Origin of the sequence: Granulicella rosea (genome assembly GCF_900188085.1) — a bacterium.
Taxonomy (GTDB): Bacteria; Acidobacteriota; Terriglobia; order Terriglobales; family Acidobacteriaceae; genus Edaphobacter; species Edaphobacter rosea.
The window spans coordinates 12,984-34,876 of the sequence record NZ_FZOU01000005.1; the positions used below are offsets into that span (position 1 = coordinate 12,984).

A 21,893-nucleotide genomic window follows, 5' to 3' on the forward strand; every position below is an offset into this window, starting at 1 on the left:
TTGATTATAGCGATTGGGTGGAGGATTCATTTGGCGTTGGGACGGGTGTGGGGGCGTAGGCCGGCGGCGGCCGTCGGGGTGGCGTATTGTCTGCTGACGGCGGGGTCATGGGCGCAGGGAACGGTGGCTGCGCCGGAGAAGGCTCCGACGACGATGAGCAAGGAGCAGGTCAAGGACCTCTTCAACTCGGTCGACGACATCCTCTCCTTCGCCAGTACCGATACGAAGCTGCCGGTGCTGCACAAGGTGAAGCGTACTCTGGTCTCGCGCGACCAGGTGATCCACTACCTGACGAAGAAGTTCAGCGAGGACGAGAGCGCGAAGCGGCTTGAAAACTCGGAGATCGTGCTGAAGAAGTTCGGTCTGCTGGATCACGACTTTCACCTGCAGCCTTTCATGCTGAGCCTGCTGACGGAGCAGGTGGCTGGTTTTTACGACGAGAAGACGAAGACCGTCAACCTGCTGGACTACGTCGCCGCGGACGAGCAGAAGCCGGTGCTGGCGCATGAGCTGACGCACGCGCTGCAGGATCAGAAGGTGGGGCTGGAAAAGTGGTCGGCCTCGCCGGTGCAGGGCTCGAAGAACGTCGGCGAGGATAACCGCCGGCTGCAGGTAGACGAGCTTGAGACCGCACGGCAGGCCGTGACCGAGGGTCAGGCGATGGTCGTCTTCATCGACTACACCCTGCGCACGAGCGGCAAGACGCTGGCCGATATGCCCGAGATGGGCGCGAAGATGCGCGACATGGCGGCGGACACGAGCGGCTCGCCCGTGATGGCGCGCGCGCCGTTGCTGCTGCAGCGGTCTTTAACCTTCCCGTACAGCGATGGGCTGAACTTCGAGCAGCAACTGCTGCTGAAGGGTGGCAAGGATATGGCGTTTGCCGGGGCGCTGGATCGTCCGCCAGGTTCGAGCTTCGAGATCATCCACCCTTCGGCGTACATCGCGAAGGTTCCGGTTCCGGTGCTGCCGCTGCCCGACGTCCACGGGTTGCTGGACGCGGACTGGGCGCCGTACGACATGGGCGTGATGGGCGAGCTGGACGTGCAGATCATGACGGAGCTCTTCGGCGGACGGCAGATGGCGGTGGCGCTGTCGCCGCAGTGGGCGGGCGGCATCTACTACGCGGCGCAGAAACGCAGTGCGTCGGCGGAAGAGAAGCTGAAGACCTCGTCGATCGGGCTGATGTACTTCTCGAAGTGGAAGGAGCCGGACTCGGCGCGGTCGTTCCTGCACGTATATGGGTCGGAGCTGGCGCGGAAGTACGGGCATGTCGTGCGGCGGCCGAAGGACGAGAAGAGCGACGACATCGGCGACGACGAGGAGGTCTACACGACCGACGAGGGCGACGTGCTGCTCTCGATCACCGGGGCGACGGTGTTTGTGTCGGAGGGCTTTCCGCTGGCGACGGCGCGCAGGCTGCGGGATAGTGTGCAGGCCGTGCAGCCGACCGGGCGGGTGCAGTCGGTGCAACTCGATGCGCCAACGCTGCACGATCCGGCGCTTGGGCTGGTGCGCAGCTTCGCCAGCTATGGCGTGATGAAGGTGGCGACCCATGTTCCGTAGCCGGCCCGATATACTTTGAAGTGGCGCTGAGCCTGAGAACGGGCAACAGCAAAGACGAAATACGGGGGTCCTTCACTGCGTTCAGGATGACGAGCGTTTTGCGAGGGGCCAGCGAGACAGTTCAGCGGGATACAGAGGGACATAAGGAGCGGCGGCGTGCAGAAGGTTGAGATTGGAATCATCGGGGGCAGCGGGTTGTATGCGATGCCTGGGCTGACGGGGCTGCGCGAACAGGTCATCGAGACGCCCTTCGGCGCGCCATCCGATGCGTATATGGTGGGCGAACTCGACGGTCGGCCGGTGGCGTTTCTGGCCCGTCACGGGCGCGGGCACCGCATCCTGCCGAGCGAGCTGAACTTTCGCGCGAACATCCACGGGATGAAGCAGTTGGGTGTCGAGTACATCCTTTCGGTCTCGGCTGTCGGATCGCTCAAGGAAGAGCATAAGCCGACCGACTTCGTCATTCCCGACCAGTTCATCGACCGCACGTTTGCCCGCCAGGGGACGTTCTTCGGCGACGGCATCGTCGCGCATGTCGGCTTCGGCGATCCCATCTGTTCGGTCGTCGCGGAGGCCTTTGCGAAGGCGTGCGAGGAGGTGGGCGTCGTCGGCAAGCGGGGCGGCACGTACGTCTGCATGGAAGGTCCGCAGTTCTCGACGCGCGCGGAGTCGAACCTCTACCGGAGCTGGGGCGCGGACGTGATCGGCATGACCAACCTGCAGGAGGCGAAGCTGGCCCGCGAGGCGGAGATGAGCTATGCGACGCTCGCCATGGTGACCGACTACGACTGCTGGCGCGAGGGCCACGACGATGTGACGGTCGAGCAGGTGATCGCGGTGATGCACCAGAACTCCGCGAACGCCGGCAAGGTCGTGCGCGCGGCGGTCGCGGCGCTGCCCGCGCCGGGCGGCAAGAGCCCGTTCTCGGATGTTCTCAAGTACGCGATTATGACGGACAAGACGAAGATTCCGGCGGCGACGCGCGAGAAGCTGGACCTGCTGATCGGGAAGTACCTGTAACGGTGAAGAGAGCATACCCCAGGGGCTAAAGCCCCGCGTTATCGCTGGGTTTTGATGCCAAGGCTGAAGCCTTGGCCTACCTAGAAGCAAAGGCTGGCAGCAGCTTTCGAGGAGAAAAGATGTCGATTCTGGTTGTAGGTTCGGTGGCGTTCGATACGATCGAGACGCCGCATGGCAGGCGCGAGCGCTGTCTGGGTGGCGCCGCCACGCACTTTGCGCTGGCCGCCAGCTACTTTACCGACGTGCGTGTGATCGGCGTCGTGGGCGAGGATTTTCTGCCCGAGCATGAGGCGGTGCTGACCAATCGCGGCATCGACACGCGCGGCATCGAGCGCGCGCCGGGGCTCAGCTTCCACTGGACCGGAGCCTATGGCGGCGCCATGAACGAGGCGAAGACGCTGGGCACGGACCTGAACGTCTTCGCGACGTTCTCGCCAAAGATTCCCGATGCGTACAAGGACAGCGAGTTCCTCTTCCTCGCGAACATCGACCCGGTGCTGCAGGCGCAGGTGCGCAGCCAGATGCCGGATGTGAAGCTGGTCTGCGGCGACACGATGAACTACTGGATCGCGGATCATGCGGCGAATCTGGCCGTGGTGCTGAAGATGCTCGACGTGCTGTTGATCAACGACACCGAGGCGCGCATGCTCTCGGGCGAGACGAACATCGTCCGCGCGGCGGCGGGCGTGCTGGCGCTGGGGCCGAAGGCGCTGGTGATCAAGCATGGCGAGTACGGCGCGACGAGCTTCTTCTGCGACCGGTCGTTTCCGGGCGCCGACTCCGTCGCCAAGCCGTTCCGCGCGCCGGCGCTGCCGCTGGCCGAGGTGGTCGACCCCACCGGAGCGGGCGATTCGTTCGCCGGCGGCTTCTACGGCTACCTCGCCTCGCAGCCGAAGCTGACGCCCGAGGTCTTCCGCCGCGCACTGTTCTATGGCGGCGTGATGGGTTCGTTCGCGGTGGAGCGCTTCGGCACGGAGCGGCTGCAGAGTGTGACGCGCGAGGAGATCGAGGAGCGCTTCAACCTCTTCGTCGAGATCTCGCATTTGGACCTGGTTTCGAATGGCGCTGGAAACGCAGCCGATGCCGGCGCGTAGGCCTGGGCGGGTCTCGACCCGCGGCCGGCTGATGGCGGGTCTGATCGCGGGCACGACCGATGCGGTGCGTCCCGCGAGCCGCGAGGAGACGATGCCGGTCGGCCTCGCGGCGCTGGCGCTGGGCTTCATCGCGCTCTGGATAAGCTCCATCCACGGTTACATGTTGATGTATGGCGACGCTGTCGCTCATCTCGGCACGGCTCGCCGCATCGTCGACTCGCGCAACCCCGGCCTGCAGCAGCTTGGCGGCGTATGGCTGCCGCTGCCGCATCTGCTGATGACGCCCTTCATCGGGCGCATGGAGTGGTGGCAGACGGGCATGGCCGGCGCATGGCCTTCGCTGCTCTGCTACATCCTCGGCGTCATGGGCTTCTACCGGCTTTGCCGCCGCATGATGACGGGCCGCTGGTCGTTGATCGCGACGGGCTTCTACGCGACGAACCCGAACCTGCTCTATCTTGCGACGACCGCGATGACGGAGCCGCTGTTCCTCGCGCTGCTGATCTGGATCGTGCTGCTGACGCTCGAGTGCATCGCGGCCTTGAAGGCCGGCGCGGAGAAGCTGGTCGCGCGCCGGTTCGTCTTCCTCGGCATCCTCAATCTCTTTGCGGTGATGACGCGCTACGACGGCTGGATCCTCGCCGCGGCCGTGTGGCTGGTGCTGGCGATCCAGCTTGCGCGCAGCGGACAGTTCTCGCGCTACACGCGGTCGTTCGCGACGTTCACGCTGCTGACGGTTGCCGGTCCGCTCGCCTGGTTCTGGTACAACCAGCACTACTTCCACGACTGGCTGGACTTCATGCGTGGGCCTTACTCGGCCGTGGCGATCGACAGGAAGACCTCGCCGCCGGGCTCGCAGCATTACTGGGGCTGGCATCATCCGTTCAAGGCGCTGGTCTTCTACACGCGCACCGCGCAGGTGGATGCGGTGTGGTGGGAGCTTGGCTTCGCCGCGATGGTTGCGGCGGTCGCGGGTCTCTACAGGACGCTGCGCGACAAGGTCGAGATGGGCTCTCTGCTGCTGTGGCTGCCGCTGCCGTTTTATGTGTACTCGGTGTCGTATGGCTCGGTGCCGATCTTCATTCCGCAGCTCTATCCGCATGCGTATTACAACTCGCGCTACGGCATGGAGATGCTGCCCGCGCTGGCGCTCTTCGGCGTCTTTGCGGTGGAGTGGCTGCAGGAGCGGTTCAACCTGGCGCAGCCGCTGGTCGCGCGTCTGATGCCTCCGCTGGCGATGGGCTTCATCGCGCTCAACGCCATCGGCATGATTCACGCGACGCCGCTGGTGTTGAAGGAGGCGATGGTGAACTCGATCACGCGCATGGCGTTCGAGCGTTCGCTGGCCGACCAGCTGGTCGCGCTGCCGCCGGCGGTGCCGATCCTGATGCAGGAGTCCGACCACATCGGCGCGCTGCAGCAGGCGGGCATCCCGCTGCGTCGCACGATCAACGAGACGGACTGGGATAGCTGGTCGGCCGCGCTGGCCGACCCCGCGGGCAAAGCGGCGTTCGTCATCGCGTTCACGGATGGACCGGTTGCGAAGGCCGTGAAGGATCATCCCGGGGGGCTGACCGAGACCATGGTGCTTTGCACCCAGGGCCAGACCTGCGCGCGGATTTATAAGTCGGATAAGTACGGCAAGTAGTTTAGGATCGCAGCCAGCATGATTCTGCCCTCGAACTTTCATTTCAGCCAACTCGACCAGATGCACCTCTCGCCCGGCACGGCGGCGAAGCTGCTGACGGCGTGTCTGTGCGGCGGCGTGATCGGGCTGGAGCGCGAGGCGCGGCACAAGGCGTCCGGTCTGCGGACGAACATGCTGCTCTGCCTGGGCTGCGCGTGCTTCACCATGCTCTCGCCCCTGATTGCCGGCGAAGGTGGGAACCATGCGCAGATCGCCTCGAACATCGTGCAGGGCATCGGCTTTCTGGGTGCGGGGTTGATCCTGCATACGCGCAGCCGGGTGCTGGGGCTGACGAGCGCGGCGACGGTGTTTGTGGTTGCGTCGATCGGCATGGCATGCGGCGCGGGCCTGTATATCGAGGCGGGACTGGCGACGTTGATCGTGCTGATCGCGCTACAGTTCATCGGCATGCTCGAAGGCGGGATGAAGTGGAAGCGCTATCCGCTGCTCTACGAGGTGCGCGGCACGGACGCGGGGCAGATGTACCGGGCTATTCTTAGGGTGATGGATCACGCCGGCTACCGGATGAACGTCATCGAGCGAGACAGCCTGCCGGGCTTCGAGCGCGTGACCTTCGTGGTCACGGTGAATCGACATAGACACGCGGATCTGCTGGCCGCGCTGCGAGCGAGCGACGACACGGACCAGGTCGTCGCCTTCGCGGATACAGAACAGGACTAGAATCGAAGCAGAAAGCTATATACGCAACGCACACAAGACTGCCCTCGGTGGCTTGGTTAACGGCATGGCTTCAGCCATGCCGCATCGCCCGCCACGTGTCCGGCTTTAGCCGCTGGGGTACGGTTTCGCTTCGGTCGCCGCAGAAGAAAAGGCGTACCTCAGCGGCTGAAGCCGCGCTGCGAACGGCGGACGGTAGCACGGCTGAAGCCGTGCCCTTAAGCAAAGCACTGTCGTTTGAATCGTTGGAAAGAAACGGGACGGAAGCAATGATTTCTTTTGTAAAAGTGCACGCCTGCGGTAACGATTTTTTGATCCTCGAAGAGACGGTCGCGAGCCGCAATCACGCCGAGCTGGCGAAGAAGCTCTGCTCGCGCAACACCAGCATCGGCGCAGATGGCATCGAGTTCCTCGAACGCCGCTCGTACGATAACTTCTTCCTGCGACTCTTCAACGCCGATGGGAGCGAGGCGGAGCTCTCGGGCAACGGCACGCGCTGTGTCGCCGCGTGGCTGGCCAAGAGCGAGGGCATCACGGAGCTGACGCTGGGCACGCATGGCGGCCTGCGCACCTGCAAGGTGATCGACGCAACCGATCCGCTGTACCTGATCGAGAGCGGCATGGGCATCCCGCGCGTGATGCAGCGCACCATCGTCATCCCCGGCGTGGGCGAGGTTCCGGGCGCGATGGTGAACGTCGGCAACCCGCACTTCGTGCTCTTTACGGAGACGGAGGACTTCAGCGCGCATGGCCTGAGCTGGCAGCAGCTGGGCGCGAAGATCAGCGTCAGCCCGCTCTTTCCGCATGGGACGAACGTCGAGTTCGTCCGCGTCAACCGCCCGGAGGAGATCGAGTTTCGCATCTTCGAGCGCGGCTGCGGACCGACGACCTCGTCGGGCACGGGCACATGCGCTTCTTCGACTGCGGCGATTGCGCTGCGCGGCGCATCGCGTGAGCTGACGGCCATTGCGCAGGGCGGTCCGCAGCAGATCGTATGGCCGGCGAACGACCAGGAGATGCGGCTGACCGGACCGGCGGAGATCGTCTGCATCGGCGAGGCCTGGGGCCTGTGACTGCGTTGACGAAGCCGAAGACCTTGAAGCCCGGTAGTACGCTCGCGGTGGTCTCGCCCGCAAGCACGCCGAGGCCGGAGCTGGTGGCGCGTGGGCTCGAAGCCCTGCATGCACTGGGGTATAAGACGGTTCTGTATCCGTCGGCGTTACAGAAAGGTCCGCTCTACTACGCGGGCACGGTGGAGGAGCGGCTGCGCGATCTGCACGCGGCGTTTGCCGATCCAGCCATCGACGGCATCCTCTGCACGCGCGGCGGCTGGGGTTCGGCTGAGCTTCTGCCGCATCTCGATGCGGCGCTCATCCGGGCAAATCCAAAGGCTTTTCTGGGCTACAGCGACCACACCTCGATCCACATGTGGCTGTGCAACGAGGCGCAACTCGTCAGCTTCTACGCGCCGATGGTGGCGGCGGACTTCTCGCGCGAGAACGGCGGCGAGATGCGGAGCTGGCGCCATGTCTTCGACGGCGATGCCGAGTGGTCGCTGGGCGCGGCTGACGGCCTGCGCGTGCTGCGTCCGGGACTGGCCGAGGGGCAGGTACACGGCGGCTGCCTGTCGATCTTCGCCGAGGGTCTGGGCACGCCGTATGGGCCGCGCGCCGAGGGCGGCATCCTCTTCCTTGAAGAGGTGGGCACGAAGCCCTATCAGTGGGACCGGATGCTGCTGCACCTGAGGCTGGCCGGGATGCTCGAGGGCGTGACGGGCGTCGTCTTCGGCGACATGGCGCAGTGCGTCTCGTCGCCGGCCGAGGAAGAGCTGCTGGAAGGCGCGCTGATGCATGCGCTGCGCGACTTTGCCGGGCCAATCGCCATCGGGCTGCGTTCGGGTCATGTGAGCGCGCCGAACATCACCATGCCGCTTGGCATCCGCGCGCGGCTGGACCTGACCGATGCGGGGAACCCGCGCATGCACTTTCTCGAAGCGGCCACCGAGGGCTAGGCTGTACATAGCGCTGAGGGCCAAATGCAAAGCAAACACATTCATCTGATCGGCATCTGCGGCACCGCCATGGCGTCGCTCGCCGGCATGCTGCAGGCACAGGGACACCGCGTCACCGGCTCGGACGCCGCTGCCTATCCGCCCATGAGCGACCAGCTCGCGGCGATGAAGATTCCAGTCCATGAGCCGTACGCCGAGGCCAACCTCGCGCAGCGGCCCGACCTTGTCGTCGTCGGCAACGCCATCTCGCGCGGCAATGTCGAGCTGGAATACGTGCTCGACACGCGCATCCCGTTCTGCTCGATGGCGGCGATCCTGCACGACGAGTTCCTGGTCGGACGCGAGTCGCTGGTCGTCGCGGGCACGCATGGCAAGACGACGACGACCAGCATGCTCGCGTGGATCTACGAGGTCGCCTCGCGCACGGATGCGGCGCTTGCGCCGTCGTTCCTGATCGGCGGCGTGGCGGAGAACTTTGGCACGAGCTTCCACGTGCGGCCCACGCGGCCCTTCCTGCTCGAAGGCGACGAGTACGACACGGCCTTTTTTGACAAAGGGCCGAAGTTCCTGCACTACTTCCCGGACGCCGCGATTCTGACGCATGTGGAGTTCGACCACGCCGACATCTACGAGGATCTGAAGGCGGTGAAGACGGCCTTCAAGCGCTTCGTCAATCTGATCCCGCGTCGCGGTCGCATCGTCGCCTTCGATGGCGCGGAGAATGTAACCGAGTGCGTTGCAAAAGCCTTCTGCGCCGTGGAACGGTACGGCTTTGCGCCGTCCTCGCACTGGCGCGTGACGGGCATGACGCACGACGCGCATGGCACGCGCTGGACCGTTCTGCGCGCGGGCGAGCACTTCGCCGACCTGACCCTGCCGATGGCGGGCGAGCACAACGCGCTGAACGCGACCGCCGCCGCCGCGCTGGCCGCGGGGCAGGGCGTTCCGGTCGCCGCGATCGTCGAGGCGCTGGCGAGCTTCCGCAGCGTGAAGCGGCGGCTCGAGGTGCGGGCTGAGGTCGGCGGCGTGACCGTGATCGACGACTTCGCGCATCATCCCACGGCGATCCGCGAGACGCTGCGCGCGCTGCGCAACGCCTATCCCGGACGCCGGCTGTGGGCGGTGCTGGAGCCGCGTTCGAACACGCTGCGCCGCAATGTCTTCGAGGAGGCGCTGGTCGAGAGCCTCTCGCTGGCGGATCATGTGGTGCTGGCGGGCGTCTTCAAATCGGAGAATATTCCGGTCCACGAGCGGCTGGCGCCGGAGAACGTCGTCGCCCGGCTGAACGAGGGTGGAACGCCGGCGGAGCTTTGCGCCGACGCCGATGCGATTGTCGCCTCGATTGCGCCGCGTCTGGCGGCGGGGGATGTCGTGGCGATTCTTTCGAATGGCGGCTTTGGGGATATCTACCACAAGCTGCCGGCGGCGCTGGAACAGGTCACTGCATAGTCTGGGCGTCTCACCCTGTGCCGGGTACGGAAGAAGCAGATTCCCTTTGGGAATGACCAACAAGAAAAGCCGAAGCGCGTTGCGATAGTCTGGTAAGCGGAATGTTTGCGACCTTCAAGCTGCTCTTCGTCTACCTGTTCTTCGGCATCCCGACTGGGCTTGTCGGCATCCCGTATACCGTTTTGTCTGGCGATATCCGGCCGCTTTACCGGGTCACCATGTGGATTGTGGCCGCGGGTGTGCGCGCGGCGGGGATTCGCGTCGAGGCCTCCGGTCTGGAGCTGCTGCCGGAGGGCCGGCCCTGCATCTTCATGTGCAACCACGTCTCGAACCTGGACCCGCCGGTGCTGCTGCCGTCGCTGCCGGGCATGTCGTCGGTGCTGCTGAAGAAGGAGTTGATGAAGATCCCGATCCTGGGGACGGCGATGCGTATCGGCAAGTACGTGCCGGTGGGCCGTGGCGGCAGCCGGGCGGAGGCGCAGGCGTCGGTGGTCGCGGCGGCGGACGCACTGAAGTCCGGGCTGCATATCCTGGTCTTCGCCGAGGGCACGCGCTCGAAGGACGGGCGCCTATCGAGCTTCAAGAAGGGCCCGTTCTTCCTGGCGCAGCAGACCGGCGCGCCCATCGTGCCCATCGCCATCGCGGGTACGCAGACGATGATGCGCAAGGGCAGCGCGGCGATTACGCCGGGGTTGGCGACGGTGAGGTTTCTGGCGCCGATCGAGCCTGGCGAATACCGGTCGCGCGAGGATCTGATGCGCGCCGTGCATGAGGCGATCGCGGCGGCTCTGCCGGAGGAGATGCGGCCGCTGCCGGCTGCGGACTAGTTCACAAACCGCCGCATGCGGATGTTCATCACGATTCCCAGCGCCAGAAAGGTGAACAGCACCGACGAACCGCCGTAGCTGAGCAGCGGCAGCGGGATGCCCGTGACCGGCATGATGCCGACGACCATGCCGACGTTCACCGCGATCTGGAAGACGATGACTCCGGTGACGCCCATGATGATGAATGTGCCGGGCAGGTCCGACGCGGTCTGCGCATTCTGAATGAGCCGCATCAGGATGAGGAAGTAAAGCATCAGCACGACCAGCGCGCCGACGAAGCCGTGCTCCTCGCACAGCGCGGCGAAGATGAAGTCGGTGTAGGGGATGGGCAGAAAGTCGCCCTGGGTCTGCGTGCCCTTGTTCGCGCCCTTGCCCCAGATGCCGCCGGAGCCGACTGCGATCAGCGACTGGCGAATCTGGTAGCCGGAGCCGCGCGGGTCGTCGTCGGGGTTCATGAAGCTGGTGAGCCGCTGCACCTGGTAGGCCTTCAACACCTTGCCGGACTTCAGAATGCCGCCGCCGATCAGCGCGAACGCAAGCAGCAGAATGCACGCCTTGCGCCAGTCGATGCCGCCGAGGAACAGGCCGACGATCAGCACCGGAACATAGGTGAGCGAGGTGCCGAGGTCGGGCTGTTTGAGCACCATCAGCAGCGGCACGCCGACGAGCGCGAAGGCCTTGAAGATGTCCGTCCAGGCGAGTTCGCGCCCGGCGCGGGACCAGAAGAAGCGCGCGACGACGAGGATGAGGACGAGCTTCATCCATTCGGATGGTTGAAAGTGGATGGGGCCGAGGCGAATCCAGCGGCGCGCGCCCAGCACCTTCGTCCCGACAAACCGCACGGCGACGAGCGAGACGATGCCGACGCCGTAGGCCCAGGGCGCGATGTCGACCAGCCGGTGATAGTCGATCAGCGAGATAAGGAACATCAGCACGATGCCGATGGCCAGGAAGCCAAGCTGCTTGTGGTCGAAGCCATGAAACTTCGTCATGGCCGTGGCGGAGCGGATCTCCAGCACGCTGACAAGCGAAAGCAGGAGCACGAAGCCCAGAAGAACCCAGTCGAAGTCGCGGAAGGAAGAGAAGCGCATGTGTGCTGTCTTCCAGTTTAGACGGGCGCGAGCAAAATGATTGTGATCCTTCGCGAAGCTCAGGATGACAATCATTTGTGGCAGCCGGCTTCCTGTCGGCAGGTCGCTCTAGTGACTGTACGAAGTTGGCGTCAGCCTGGCTGGAACGTCGGCCGGCTGGGGCTCCGCGCCCGGTGCGGCAGGCTGCGGCGCGGGTTTCGGCGTCTCGGCGATGCGCAGGTTGTTGTCCTTCTTCCTCTGCTTGGTCACGAAGGCGTCGATGATCTGGGACGCCAGTTTGGCGGAGTTGTTGCCCCAGTTGCCGTGCTCCCAGAGGACGGCAACGACGATGTCCGGATTGCGGCGCGGCGTCATGCCGACGAACCATGCGTTCGGCAGCGTGTTATGACCCTTGTTCGTGCGGGCCAGCGCGTCGTGGCCGATCACCTGTGCGGTTCCGGTCTTGCCGGCGAAGTCGATGCCTTCGAGGTGCGCCGCGGCGGCCGTTCCCGTGGCGGTGACGGCGGCCATGCCGTCGGTGATGGTCTGCCAGTTTTCGGGGCTGAGCTGAATGGTCTTGTCGCCGGAGCCAGGGAAGTTTTCGAGGATCGACTGGGTCGTCCGCGGGTCGATCTGGCCGGGCATGACGACATGCGGACGCCGCAGGACGCCGCCGGAGGCGATGCCGCTCAGCGCGCGCGCCAGTTGGATCGGCGTCGCCGTGACCGCGCCCTGGCCGATGCCGACCGAGATCGTCTCGCCGGCGAACCACTTGGCGTGCTGCGTCTTGAGCTTCCACTGGGTCGAGGGCACGGTGCCGACGACCTCGTCGGGCAGGTCGATGCCGGTGCGTACGCCCAGGCCGACCGAGTTCGCATAACGCGCGATAGTGTCGATGCCGAGGCGGTTGGCGAGCGTGTAGTAATAGGTATCGCAGGAGAGCGGGATGGCGTTGTGGATGTCCACGCCGCCGTGGTGCGCGTCGCAGCCGTAGAAGTGACCGTAGAAGCTGGCGCCGCCCTGGCAGTTCACGCGCATGTCCTGCGCCGCGCCCTCCTGCAGGCCGGCGACCGACATGATGATCTTGAAGGTCGAACCCGGCGCAAGCTGGGCCTGGATCGCCTTGTTCAGCAGCGGATGGTCGGGGTTGTTCAGGATCGAGGTCCAGTAGCTGTGGGTCAGGCGGACGGAGAACTGGTTCGGATCGAACGTCGGCCGCGAGACCATGGCGAGAATCTCGCCCGTATGCGGGTCCATGGCGACGATAGCGCCGGTCTTGCCATCGAGCGCGCGCTCGGCGACCTTCTGCAGGTCCAGGTCGATGGTCAGCTTCAGATCCTGCCCGGGTACGGCGAGCTCCTGCCCCAGGTGGCCGACCTCCTTGCCGTGCGAGTTGACGATGATGTCGCGGGAGCCGTCGGTGCCGCGCAGCACGGCGTCGTAGGTGGCCTCGACGCCGGACCGGCCGACGACGTCGCCGGGGGAGTAGAGCGCGTAGCGGTCGTCGTTGGCAAGCATCTGCTCCGACACCTCGCCGACGTAGCCGATCAGGTGGGCGGCAAAGCCGTCGCGCGGATAGAGGCGGCGCTGCTCGTCCTGCGTCTCCAGCTCGGGCAGCTCGTTGCGGTGCGCCTCGACGAAGGCCTGCTCGTCCGGCGTGATGTCCAGCTTGATGGGGATGGGTTGATACTTGGCGTTGCCCTGGTAGCGCTTCAGCACAGCCTGAATCTGCTCGATCGGAATGTGCAGGCCGGCGGCGATCATGGGCAGCTCGACATCGGCGTCGCGGATCTGCTCGCGCAGGATGTAGCAGGAGGTGGACGGGTAGTTGTCCACGATGATGCGGCCTTCGCGGTCGAAGATCTTGCCGCGCGGGGCGAGCACCGGCACCTTGCGGATGCGGTTAGCCTCGGCGAGCGACTTGTAGTTCTCCGCGCCCAGCACCTGCAGGCGCCACAGGCCGACCAGCAGAATGCCCAGAATCGCCACCACGACATACTGCGCCGCGTGCAGCTTGCCGGGGGCCAGCTTCTCTTCGCGGTCGATGCCGCCGGCGCTTTGTGGGGTAGTTTCCATGGATGTCGTCCGCTGCGTGTCTGGGTGTGTCGCACCGCCTAAGGACATGGCCGAAACCATGTCCTTAAACACGATCGAGCCTTGTTGCAGTGAGGCAGTGTCCTCTCCCTATAGTTTAGACCGTCCACGCGCACAAAGGTACTGGGTTAGTTACGGGTCCGTGCGCGGCGATTCACCGCGTCGGAAGCCGTTGCGTGCGGGTGTGGGTTCGGTTTTTTGCGGTTGTTTGCGATTGCTTCAGGCCTTTTCCGGTTCACAGACGCGTGCTACCAATGGGGGATACACTGTATGTAGCGTCCAAGTCAGCGAAAGAGCCTCACCCATGTCTTCGAACAATTTTCAGATGCGTTATTCGCGTGTGCATAACATGCGCTCGCTGTTCAGCCTCTTTTCTTCCGACCTCGCCATCGATCTCGGAACCGCGAATACGCTGGTCTTCGCCCATAACAAGGGCATCATCGTGAATGAGCCGAGCATCATCGCCGTCAACTCGGTGACGGGCGAGGTGGAGGCCGTCGGCAAGGAGGCCAAGGAGATGCTCGGCCGCACGCCGGGCAACATCGTCGCCATCAAGCCGATGAAGGATGGCGTCATCGCCGACTTCAAGCAGACGGAGAAGATGCTCAATTACTTCATCCAGAAGGCGCACAACCGCAAGATGATGGTGCATCCGCGCATCGTCATCGGCGTCCCCAGCGAGATTACGCAGGTGGAAAAGCGCGCCGTCATGGACTCGGCCTATCGGGCCAAGGCCTCCGAGGTGCATCTCGTCGAACAGGCGATGGTTGCCGCTATCGGCGCCGGTCTGCCGATCACCGAGCCGGGCGGCAACATGGTCGTCGACATCGGCGGCGGTACGACCGATATCGCGGTCATCTCGCTCGCCGGTATCGTCTATTCCCGGTCGGTTCGTATGGCGGGGAACCAGATGGACGAAGCCGTCATCACCTACATTAAGCGGAAGTACAACCTGCTGATCGGCGAGCGCACGGCCGAGCAGATCAAGATGGAGCTCGGTTCGGCCTTCCCGCTCGACAAGCCGATCACGAAGATGATCACCGGGCGCAACCTGATCGAGGGCGTGCCGAAGACGATCCAGATCGACGATTCGGAGATCCGCGAGGCGCTCGGCGAGTGCATTGCGACGATCATCAACGGCATCCGCGTGGCGCTTGAACGCACCCCGCCGGAGCTTTCGGCGGATATCTCAGACCGCGGCATCGTGCTGACGGGCGGCGGCGCGCTCATCAAGAACCTCGACAAGCGCATCCGCGAGGAGACGGGCCTGCCGGTCTCGGTCGCCGACGATCCGCTCGCGTCGGTCGTGCTGGGCACGGGCAAGATGCTGTCGGACTTCAAGCTGCTGCGGAAGATTTCGATCGACTAACTGCAACTCCTTAACACCGATCTGCACCGACAACACCGATCAAAGACAAGGCTTGAGAGCTTTGTCTTGATCGGTTTTGCATTGCTTGTTGTCATTCCCGCAGGGAATCCGCTTTGCTTTTTACATCTTCATCCACGGCGTGGGGTCGGTGGAAACCACCGTCTCGGGCATGCAGGTACGGTAGCTTTCGGTGATCTTCGACGTATCGGCGTAGAGCTTCACGAAGGCGTCGAAGCCGGCGTCGCGCACGGGTTCGGTGGCCGGTGGGTTGATGTGATAGGTGATGAACTTCGTGCCTGAGTACGCGCCGTGGTCCTCGATCCGGGCGACGACGATCTGGTTGTCGCGTGCGCCGTGAGCTTTGAACCATGCGCGGTGCGCCGCGACGGCAGCCATGAACTTCTCGGCGCTGCCGCCGGGGGTGATCTCGGAGACTCGGACCATCACGACGACGCCGTCGCAGGCGGGGGCAGCGGGTTTCGTCGGAAGAGGAGTTTGAGCGTGAGATGCCGGGGCGCAAAGTGCGGCGGCGAGAGCAAAGACGCGGATGAGACGCATGGACGAGACCTCGAACCGGGATTGGGTCGATCTTACGGCATGTCCTCCGGAACCGCCCAAAAATGAATGCTGCGTTACAAATCCTTCGGTGCGGCTCCCCAAATCACCGTCTCTGGTGCATACTACAAATAGATAGCGCGAGCAAAAGCTGCTCGCAGCATCCTCCGCTCCCTTTGGCGCCAGGCGCCGGCAGCGGAAATAAAGACTTTAGATAAAGGCCGGCCAGGCTGAGATCGACTCCGTTGGCCGGACAGGTTTGGGAATGATCGCATCCGGATGGATAACGGCCCCGCCTCAGCACGAGGTTGTACTGGTCACAAACTCCGCATGCCATGCTCCGCAGGAAGCTCCCCCCCGTAGCGCCGATTTCTCCTGTTCCGCCGCACGCACCGCCTCGTTTCTTTTCAGAAACTTAGGCCGTGCCGAGGCAGGGTTGTCCGCAAGCCCACGACACCTCGTAACAGCATTCGACTCTGCAGCTTCCGCACTTCCATCCATGTCCGCACTCACGGTGGGCCGCGCATAGCATCCTGCTAGCGCCGTCCGCGATCTCTGCCTGCCCTGCCGCCCACAACCGGGCAGAAAGCAGAACAGAGCATGTCGAAGGAAATTTACATCTCTTCCACGCCGCATGAGACGCGGCTTGCCATCGTCGAAAACGACGCCCTCACCGAGATCTACTACGAGCGCGAGAACGAGTACACGCTTGCCGGCTCCATCTACAACGGCAAGGTGACGCGTGTGCTTCCGGGCATGCAGTCGAGCTTCGTGGACATCGGCCTCGAACGTGATGCGTTCCTCTATATCACTGATTTCATGGAAGAAGCGGGCGATTCGGCCGACTTCGAAGGCGCCTCCGCCAATGGCGACGGGCAGCGCGCGGCGCGTCCGGAAGGCGCCCAGAACGGCAATCGCGACGGCGGTCAGCAGCGCCGGGATCGCGGCGGCGACCGGGGCGGACGTCCCGACCGCAACCAGGAACGCGGCGAGCGCCCGGAGAAGACGCAGGAGCGCACCGACGCCGAGCTGTTCAAGGCCGCGGTCTCGGACCTCGATGAGTCCGCCGCGCCTTCGCGCCAGAATGAATCCGGCGATCGTCCGGAGCGGAACGACCGTGGCAACCGCCGTGGCGGACGCAACCGCCGCGACCGCGGCAACCGTCCCGACCGCACGCCCGAGCAGCAGAACCGTCCCGAACAACTGGCTCGCCCTGCCGCTCCGGCGCCGTTCGTTCCCGAAGAGACCAGCTTCATGCCGCCTCCGACCCGCGTCGACACCGACGAGGTAGGCGAGGGCGCCCCGGGCGCTGATGGCAGCCGTCGCTGGCGCGGTCGTCGTGGACGCCGTGGAGGCCGTGGTCCGGGCCGCGAGGGGTTCGTCCCCGCCGCCGCCGCGCAGCCGATCGCACCGGAGCCGGTCGACCTTTACGCAGCCGAGGAGCCAGTTGCCCCGCCGGTGATTGAGGCCGCCGCGCCCGAGACTCCGCGCTTCGAGCGTTCGGAACGCCCCGAGCGCAACGACCGTGGAGACCGTGGTCCGCGCCGCGACCGGAATCAGGGAGGCAAGGGAGATCGCGATCAGCGTTCGCCTCGTGGCTTCGAGCCGCGCAGCTTCGCACCCGCCGAGCCGGTCTACGGCCAGGAAGTTTATGCCGAGACGCCTGCCGAGCCGATCATTCTGCCGGGCGAGTCGCTCGGAAAGTACCGCAAGGACGCCTCCGGGGCTCCGGCGCCGGAGGCTGCAACGGTAGTTGCCGCGCCGGTTTCGACCGAGTTCGTCCTTCCCGGTGCGTGGGATGGCGGCGCGGTTCTGCCGGGCGAGACGATCCGTCCGCGCAGGCCGGAGCAGTCCGGTCAGAATCCGTCCCGGCCGCAGCGCGAGCAGCGTCCTCCGCGTGAGCCGCGCGAGTTCCGCGAGCAGGCCAGCCACCAGGCGCCTGCGCCGGTCAGCCACTTCACCGCGCCGGTTGCGGAGCCTGAGACAGCGCCTGCCGTCGAGCCGGTTTCGGAGCCGGTATATGTTCCAGAGTCAGCGGAAGCTGCAGTCCCGGCGGAGGTCGCGATTGAAGCGGCGGCGCCGTTCGAGCCGATCGCCGAGCCCGCTGCCTTCGAGCCCGAACCGGTAGCCGAGGCAGCCCCTGAGGCGGTTGAGGCGGAGGCGCCTATCGCCGAGATTCCCCAGGAGTATGAGCCGACCGAGGCGTCCGTCTCGTTCAAGATCGACCCTGTCGCTCCGCGCGAGTACCGCCAGTCGGCCCCTGTGGCCGAGGCGGAGCCGGTCGCCGAGACGGTAGCCGAGATTCAGGCTGACGAGCAGCTTGTGCCGGTCGAGTTCGCGCCGGAGCCGGTTGCGGAGGTCGCGACCGAGGCGCACCACGACATCACCAGCATCCAGGCTACGGGCGAGATGATCTCCGAGCCGGTTCACGAGACCGTGGAGGCGGCTCCGGTGACTCACGAGGTAGCCGAGGAGTCTGCCGCGCCTGTGATCGAGGAGCCTGTGATCGAGGAGCAGGTTGTCGCGGAGCATTTCGCTGAACCCGAGACGCCGGTTGTGGAGCTTCAGGAGACCGCCGTCGAAGAGGATGAGATCTTCGAGGAGGCTGTCGCCCAGCAGATCGACGCCGAGGGCGGCGTTGAGATTGCCGCTCCGTATGTCCCGCCGGTTCAGCACTTTGCGCCGGGCGCGGGAGATCTGGAAGAGGAAGAGATGGAGGAGTTCGACGAGTCGGAATCCGACGACGACGCCGATCTCCGCATCGTTCACGCGCGCAGCGTGGCGCAGGCGCTGGCCGAACAGCAGGTCGAGACGCTCGAAGGCGCGGCCGATCTCGGCACGATGCTGCGCGACCTGTCGATCGACGAGGAGACCGACGAGGACGAGGAAGACTTTGAGGAGGACTTCCTCGAAGAGGATCAGGACCACACGCTCGAAGAGGCCGACGACGAGCCGGGTGTGGACGACTTCGACGACGCCGAGGCTGAGAGCTATGCCGCGGATGAGGCCGAGGGCGAGGAGTTTTCGGGTGAGGAAAATGACGGCGCCGGCGCACCGGTCGCCGAGGGCGCGACGCGTCCCGAGGGCGGACGCCAGGAGGGCCGGGGCCGTCGTGAGGGCCGCAACCGTGGCCGTCGCGAAGGACGCGGCGACCGCAGCAACGCCGCGCCGTCGCAGCCGCAGGAACGCAGCGAACGGAGCAACGGCGGCGGACGCGACAGTGGCCGGCGCGATCACCGGGGCGGCGGGCGCCAGTCGATGCAATCGACCAACCTGCCTGCAATCAGCGAGTTGCTGAAGCCGGGCCAGGAGATTCTATGCCAGATCGCGAAGGAGCCCATCGCCAAGAAGGGCGCCCGCATCACCTCGCACATCGCGCTGCCGGGCCGGTTCCTGGTGTTCATGCCGACGGTCTCGCACACTGGCGTCTCGCGCAAGATCGAGTCGGATGGCGAGCGCCGCAGGCTGAAGGAGATTCTGCTGAGCGAAAAGGGTGAGGCCGCGGGTGGATTCATCGTCCGCACGGCCGCTGCTGGAGCAAGCGAAGAGGAGCTGCGCAGCGACCTGCGCTTCCTGCTGAACCTGTGGGCCGACATCAAGACGCGCTCCGAGGCGAGCAAGTCGCCGGCGCTGATCTACCACGACCTCAACCTGATCGAGCGCATCCTGCGCGACCAGGTGACGGACAACTTCTCCGCCATCTGGGTCGACACGGAGACCGAGTACGAGCGCGTCCTGCGCTTCCTGCAGCGCTTCCAGCCGTCGCTGATCCGCCGCGTGAAGCTCTACACGAAGGAGACGCCGCTCTTCGAGCAGTTCGGCATTACGGAGGAGATCAACAAGGCGCTGCGCTCGAAGGTATGGCTGAAGTCCGGCGGCTCGATCGTCATCAACCAGACCGAGGCGCTGGTCGCCATTGACATCAACACCGGCAAGTACGTCGGCAAGACGGCGCGGCTCGAAGACACGATCGTGAAGACGAACCTGGATGCGATCCCCGAGATCGTACGCCAGATCCGGCTGCGCGACCTGGGCGGCATCATCATCATCGACTTCATCGACATGGACGAGCGCAAGAACCGGAACAAGGTGATGGCCGCGCTCGAAGAGGAGTTGAAGTCGGATCGCGCGCCGTCGAAGGTATTGCAGTTCAACGACTTCGGCCTGGTGGCGATCACGCGCAAGCGGGTGAAGCAGTCGCTGGAGCGGACGCTTTCGACGACCTGCGGCGTCTGCGCGGGCACGGGCATGGTCAAGTCGCCGATCACGGTCTGCAACGACATCTACGTCGAGATGCGCAAGATGCACAAGCACCTGGACCGCGGCGATGTGATGCTGCGCGTGCATCCCGAGGTGGTGAAGCAGTTGAAGTCGCCGCAGACGCACTGGCTGCAGGAGATGGAAGAGATGTGCGGCAAGACGATCCTGGTGAAGAGCGATCCGAGCCTGCATCCGGAGCAGTTCGACATTCACTAAATTGTTGTTTATTTGAAGTGAACGGTGGGCCCAACGCGGGTCCGCCGTTTTTTTGCTTCACCCAACATCTCGTCATCTCGACCGTAGCAGCGCGGCTTTATCGCGATGCGGAGCGGAGAGACCCCCGCATTACGTCTTTGTTGTTGTTTGTTCTTCGCGCGAAAAGCAAGAACGAAAGCAAAAGCGAAATGCGGGGGTCTCTCCGCTGCGTCGCGGACGATGAAGCCGTCCACTACTCCGGTCGAGATGACGGAGTTTTGGGTTGAGCGAAGGAAAGCTATTCCTGCGGCGGGCTCGGGTCGGAGTAAAGTCTCATGGGCTTGCCCCAGTCTTCACTCAAATCTCGCCATGTAGGATTCTCCGCGACGATCAGGCGGATCTTTTTGATTCTCGACCAGCGCTTCAATTGCTTTTCACGAGCAATCGCCGCCGTCATCTGGCCGTAGGTTTCGAGGTAGACGAGTTGGTCGATCCGGTAGCGAGAGGTGAAGCTATCCGGAAAGATGGCGTTCTTGTGCTGCCATATGCGGTTCTCTATCTCCGATGTGACGCCGATGTAGAGATGTTTGAAGCTACTCGCGAGAATGTAGACGTAGCCGTTGCCGGGCATGGCGGCATTGTCGCAGTTTGAATTGGAAAAGCAAAGGAGAAATGCGGGGATCTCTCCACTCCGCTGCGCTTCGGTCGAGATGACGAAAGTTTGGGTTGGGCTGCCGATGAGGCGGCAAAACGCCATGTGGTCTAAACTTGGGATTTACGCGTCCAACACAACATGATCCGCACGTTCGGGTTGAAAGAGAATATAGATTCGGCAGCACCCATAGGGAGTCTTACACGATGCATATTCCTCGTCTCAACGTCGTCAACCCTTTTGTCTTCGCACGCCGCGCCGCAGGTTTAGCGGTGTTCGCCGGTGTGGCCACGCTTGGCCTGCACGCCGAGCAGCCGGTGGTCGCGGCCAGCCAGCCTGCGGCGCCGTTTTCGTCCTATCTGAATGCTTCCTCCCCCGTGGCGTTCAACCTTTCGCCCATCTCCTCTTCGAGCGATTCCGACATCGCCTATAGCTCCAGCACAGGCTCCGCGGAGACGTCCGCCGCTGAGTCCTTCATGGCGACGACCGATGCGACGCAGCCTCCTCCGCGCCGTCGCTACGGTCGTCCGCGCTACTCGGACGGCTCGCACAATGCGGATGGTTCGAACAAGTGGACCGGCGAGGCTGGCGTTGGACTCACGATTCCAGTGGGCAACACACACGCCTATTACACCCCGAGCTATGCGTTTCAAGTCGGCTTTGGACGCAACTTCAACAAGAACGTCGCGCTTCTAGCCCAGTTCGACTGGGACAACCTCGGGCTGCAGGGCAAGACGATCAATAACGAGAGCGAGCTTTACTTTGGCGTGACCGGCGTGGGACTCGACGGACACGCTCACGACTGGTCGTTCACGCTGAACCCGATGTATACGCTTTCGACGACGGGCTCGGTTGGCGCGTATGTCGTGGGCGGCGTGGGTTTCTACCATAAGGTGACTGATTTCACGGTTCCCGGCAGCGCCTGCGCTGACTACCTCTGCGAGTTTCAGTACACGGTGAACGAGACTTACGACCACTACACTTCGAACGCCATCGGAGTCAACGGCGGCCTCGGCTTCACCTACAAGCCGTCGCGCTTCGCCAACGAGCGTTTCTTTGTCGAGGCGCGGTATGTCTATACGGCCAACTCGCAGCGGCAGGGAATTACCGTGGCGAACGAATCAACTCCCCCGTACGGTACGCCTGCTCTCCCTGGCAGCACTTATACGGGCTACAACTACTTCCCGGCTAGCAGCCACCGTACGACGTACATTCCGATCAAGTTCGGTCTGCGCTTCTAACTTCCGCTGCTTCGTAACAAGAAATGGCCCGGCGATCTTCGCTGGGCCATTTCTGTTCTGATGGGTGTGTGGCTTCGTGCGGGAAAGAGAAAGCAGATCCTTCACTCCGTTCAGGATGACAAGCA

The 21,893-nt window shown here is 64.3% G+C and carries 16 protein-coding genes; 12 read left to right on the plus strand and 4 right to left on the minus strand.

What is annotated here, in order from left to right:
- Nucleotides 1-30 precede the first annotated feature (30 nt).
- The 9 genes from CHB87_RS14220 (at nucleotide 31) to CHB87_RS14260 (ending at nucleotide 10,332) form a co-directional block, all read left to right on the plus strand.
- Complete coding sequence (locus CHB87_RS14220; RefSeq protein WP_142988358.1) at nucleotides 31-1,566, plus strand: hypothetical protein; 1,536 nt, start codon at nucleotides 31-33, stop codon at nucleotides 1,564-1,566.
- 156 nt (nucleotides 1,567-1,722) lie between these two features.
- Entirely contained in the window at nucleotides 1,723-2,586 is an 864-nt protein-coding gene (gene mtnP / locus CHB87_RS14225; RefSeq protein ID WP_089409114.1) for an S-methyl-5'-thioadenosine phosphorylase, read from the plus strand.
- A gap of 119 nt (nucleotides 2,587-2,705) precedes the next feature.
- The gene (locus CHB87_RS14230) at nucleotides 2,706-3,680 is read left to right on the plus strand and encodes a PfkB family carbohydrate kinase (protein ID WP_089409115.1); all 975 of its coding nucleotides are present in this window, start codon (nucleotides 2,706-2,708) and stop codon (nucleotides 3,678-3,680) included.
- Nucleotides 3,667-5,328 (plus strand): ArnT family glycosyltransferase, encoded by a 1,662-nt coding sequence (locus CHB87_RS14235; RefSeq protein ID WP_176441771.1) that lies wholly within the window; start codon nucleotides 3,667-3,669, stop codon nucleotides 5,326-5,328. The genes CHB87_RS14230 and CHB87_RS14235 overlap by 14 nt, the downstream gene beginning before the upstream one ends.
- 18 nt (nucleotides 5,329-5,346) lie before the next feature.
- Complete coding sequence (locus tag CHB87_RS14240) at nucleotides 5,347-6,048, plus strand: MgtC/SapB family protein (protein WP_176441772.1); 702 nt, start codon at nucleotides 5,347-5,349, stop codon at nucleotides 6,046-6,048.
- A gap of 266 nt (nucleotides 6,049-6,314) precedes the next feature.
- Entirely contained in the window at nucleotides 6,315-7,118 is an 804-nt protein-coding gene (gene dapF / locus CHB87_RS14245; protein WP_089409116.1) for a diaminopimelate epimerase, read from the plus strand.
- Entirely contained in the window at nucleotides 7,115-8,056 is a 942-nt protein-coding gene (locus tag CHB87_RS14250) for a S66 peptidase family protein (protein WP_245818001.1), read from the plus strand. Before dapF ends, CHB87_RS14250 begins: the two co-directional genes overlap by 4 nt.
- 24 nt (nucleotides 8,057-8,080) lie before the next feature.
- Nucleotides 8,081-9,505, plus strand: a complete 1,425-nt coding sequence (mpl, locus tag CHB87_RS14255) for a UDP-N-acetylmuramate:L-alanyl-gamma-D-glutamyl-meso-diaminopimelate ligase (protein WP_089409118.1) — start codon at nucleotides 8,081-8,083, stop codon at nucleotides 9,503-9,505.
- A 101-nt stretch (nucleotides 9,506-9,606) separates the two neighbouring features.
- Nucleotides 9,607-10,332: a lysophospholipid acyltransferase family protein gene (locus tag CHB87_RS14260; protein ID WP_089409119.1), complete on the plus strand. Its 726-nt coding sequence runs from the start codon at nucleotides 9,607-9,609 to the stop codon at nucleotides 10,330-10,332.
- On the opposite strand, the gene rodA is transcribed toward CHB87_RS14260, so the two are convergent.
- Nucleotides 10,329-11,423, minus strand: coding sequence for a rod shape-determining protein RodA (rodA, locus tag CHB87_RS14265; protein ID WP_089409325.1), 1,095 nt, complete (start codon nucleotides 11,421-11,423; stop codon nucleotides 10,329-10,331). The two genes, CHB87_RS14260 and rodA, sit on opposite strands and share 4 nt — an antisense overlap.
- 108 nt (nucleotides 11,424-11,531) lie before the next feature.
- Complete coding sequence (gene mrdA, locus CHB87_RS14270) at nucleotides 11,532-13,478, minus strand: penicillin-binding protein 2 (RefSeq protein ID WP_089409120.1); 1,947 nt, start codon at nucleotides 13,476-13,478, stop codon at nucleotides 11,532-11,534.
- A 322-nt stretch (nucleotides 13,479-13,800) separates the two neighbouring features.
- On the opposite strand from mrdA, the gene CHB87_RS14275 reads away from it, so the two are divergent.
- Complete coding sequence (locus CHB87_RS14275) at nucleotides 13,801-14,865, plus strand: rod shape-determining protein (RefSeq protein WP_089409121.1); 1,065 nt, start codon at nucleotides 13,801-13,803, stop codon at nucleotides 14,863-14,865.
- A gap of 120 nt (nucleotides 14,866-14,985) precedes the next feature.
- Here CHB87_RS14275 and CHB87_RS14280 read toward each other — a convergent pair whose 3' ends face one another.
- Nucleotides 14,986-15,423 (minus strand): hypothetical protein, encoded by a 438-nt coding sequence (locus CHB87_RS14280; RefSeq protein WP_142988359.1) that lies wholly within the window; start codon nucleotides 15,421-15,423, stop codon nucleotides 14,986-14,988.
- A gap of 597 nt (nucleotides 15,424-16,020) precedes the next feature.
- Between CHB87_RS14280 and CHB87_RS14285 the strand changes: the two genes are divergently transcribed.
- Nucleotides 16,021-19,896, plus strand: a complete 3,876-nt coding sequence (locus CHB87_RS14285) for an Rne/Rng family ribonuclease (protein WP_089409123.1) — start codon at nucleotides 16,021-16,023, stop codon at nucleotides 19,894-19,896.
- A gap of 277 nt (nucleotides 19,897-20,173) precedes the next feature.
- Here CHB87_RS14285 and CHB87_RS14290 read toward each other — a convergent pair whose 3' ends face one another.
- Nucleotides 20,174-20,632 (minus strand): GIY-YIG nuclease family protein, encoded by a 459-nt coding sequence (locus CHB87_RS14290; protein ID WP_245818002.1) that lies wholly within the window; start codon nucleotides 20,630-20,632, stop codon nucleotides 20,174-20,176.
- A 101-nt stretch (nucleotides 20,633-20,733) separates the two neighbouring features.
- On the opposite strand from CHB87_RS14290, the gene CHB87_RS14295 reads away from it, so the two are divergent.
- A complete protein-coding gene (locus tag CHB87_RS14295; RefSeq protein WP_089409124.1) occupies nucleotides 20,734-21,768 on the plus strand; it encodes a hypothetical protein in 1,035 nt (344 codons plus the stop codon).
- The last annotated feature ends 125 nt before the right edge of the window (nucleotides 21,769-21,893 follow it).

Coding starts and splice junctions, on each gene's coding strand:
- CHB87_RS14230 (WP_089409115.1), top strand. CDS start 2,706: ATGTCGATTCTGGTTGTAGGTTCGGTGGCGTTCGATACGATCGAGACG.
- CHB87_RS14235 (WP_176441771.1), top strand. CDS start 3,667: ATGCCGGCGCGTAGGCCTGGGCGGGTCTCGACCCGCGGCCGGCTGATG.
- CHB87_RS14240 (WP_176441772.1), top strand. CDS start 5,347: ATGATTCTGCCCTCGAACTTTCATTTCAGCCAACTCGACCAGATGCAC.
- dapF (WP_089409116.1), top strand. CDS start 6,315: ATGATTTCTTTTGTAAAAGTGCACGCCTGCGGTAACGATTTTTTGATC.
- mpl (WP_089409118.1), top strand. CDS start 8,081: ATGCAAAGCAAACACATTCATCTGATCGGCATCTGCGGCACCGCCATG.
- CHB87_RS14260 (WP_089409119.1), top strand. CDS start 9,607: ATGTTTGCGACCTTCAAGCTGCTCTTCGTCTACCTGTTCTTCGGCATC.
- rodA (WP_089409325.1), bottom strand. CDS start 11,423: ATGCGCTTCTCTTCCTTCCGCGACTTCGACTGGGTTCTTCTGGGCTTC.
- mrdA (WP_089409120.1), bottom strand. CDS start 13,478: ATGGAAACTACCCCACAAAGCGCCGGCGGCATCGACCGCGAAGAGAAG.
- CHB87_RS14275 (WP_089409121.1), top strand. CDS start 13,801: ATGTCTTCGAACAATTTTCAGATGCGTTATTCGCGTGTGCATAACATG.
- CHB87_RS14280 (WP_142988359.1), bottom strand. CDS start 15,423: ATGCGTCTCATCCGCGTCTTTGCTCTCGCCGCCGCACTTTGCGCCCCG.
- CHB87_RS14285 (WP_089409123.1), top strand. CDS start 16,021: ATGTCGAAGGAAATTTACATCTCTTCCACGCCGCATGAGACGCGGCTT.
- CHB87_RS14290 (WP_245818002.1), bottom strand. CDS start 20,632: ATGGCGTTTTGCCGCCTCATCGGCAGCCCAACCCAAACTTTCGTCATC.
- CHB87_RS14295 (WP_089409124.1), top strand. CDS start 20,734: ATGCATATTCCTCGTCTCAACGTCGTCAACCCTTTTGTCTTCGCACGC.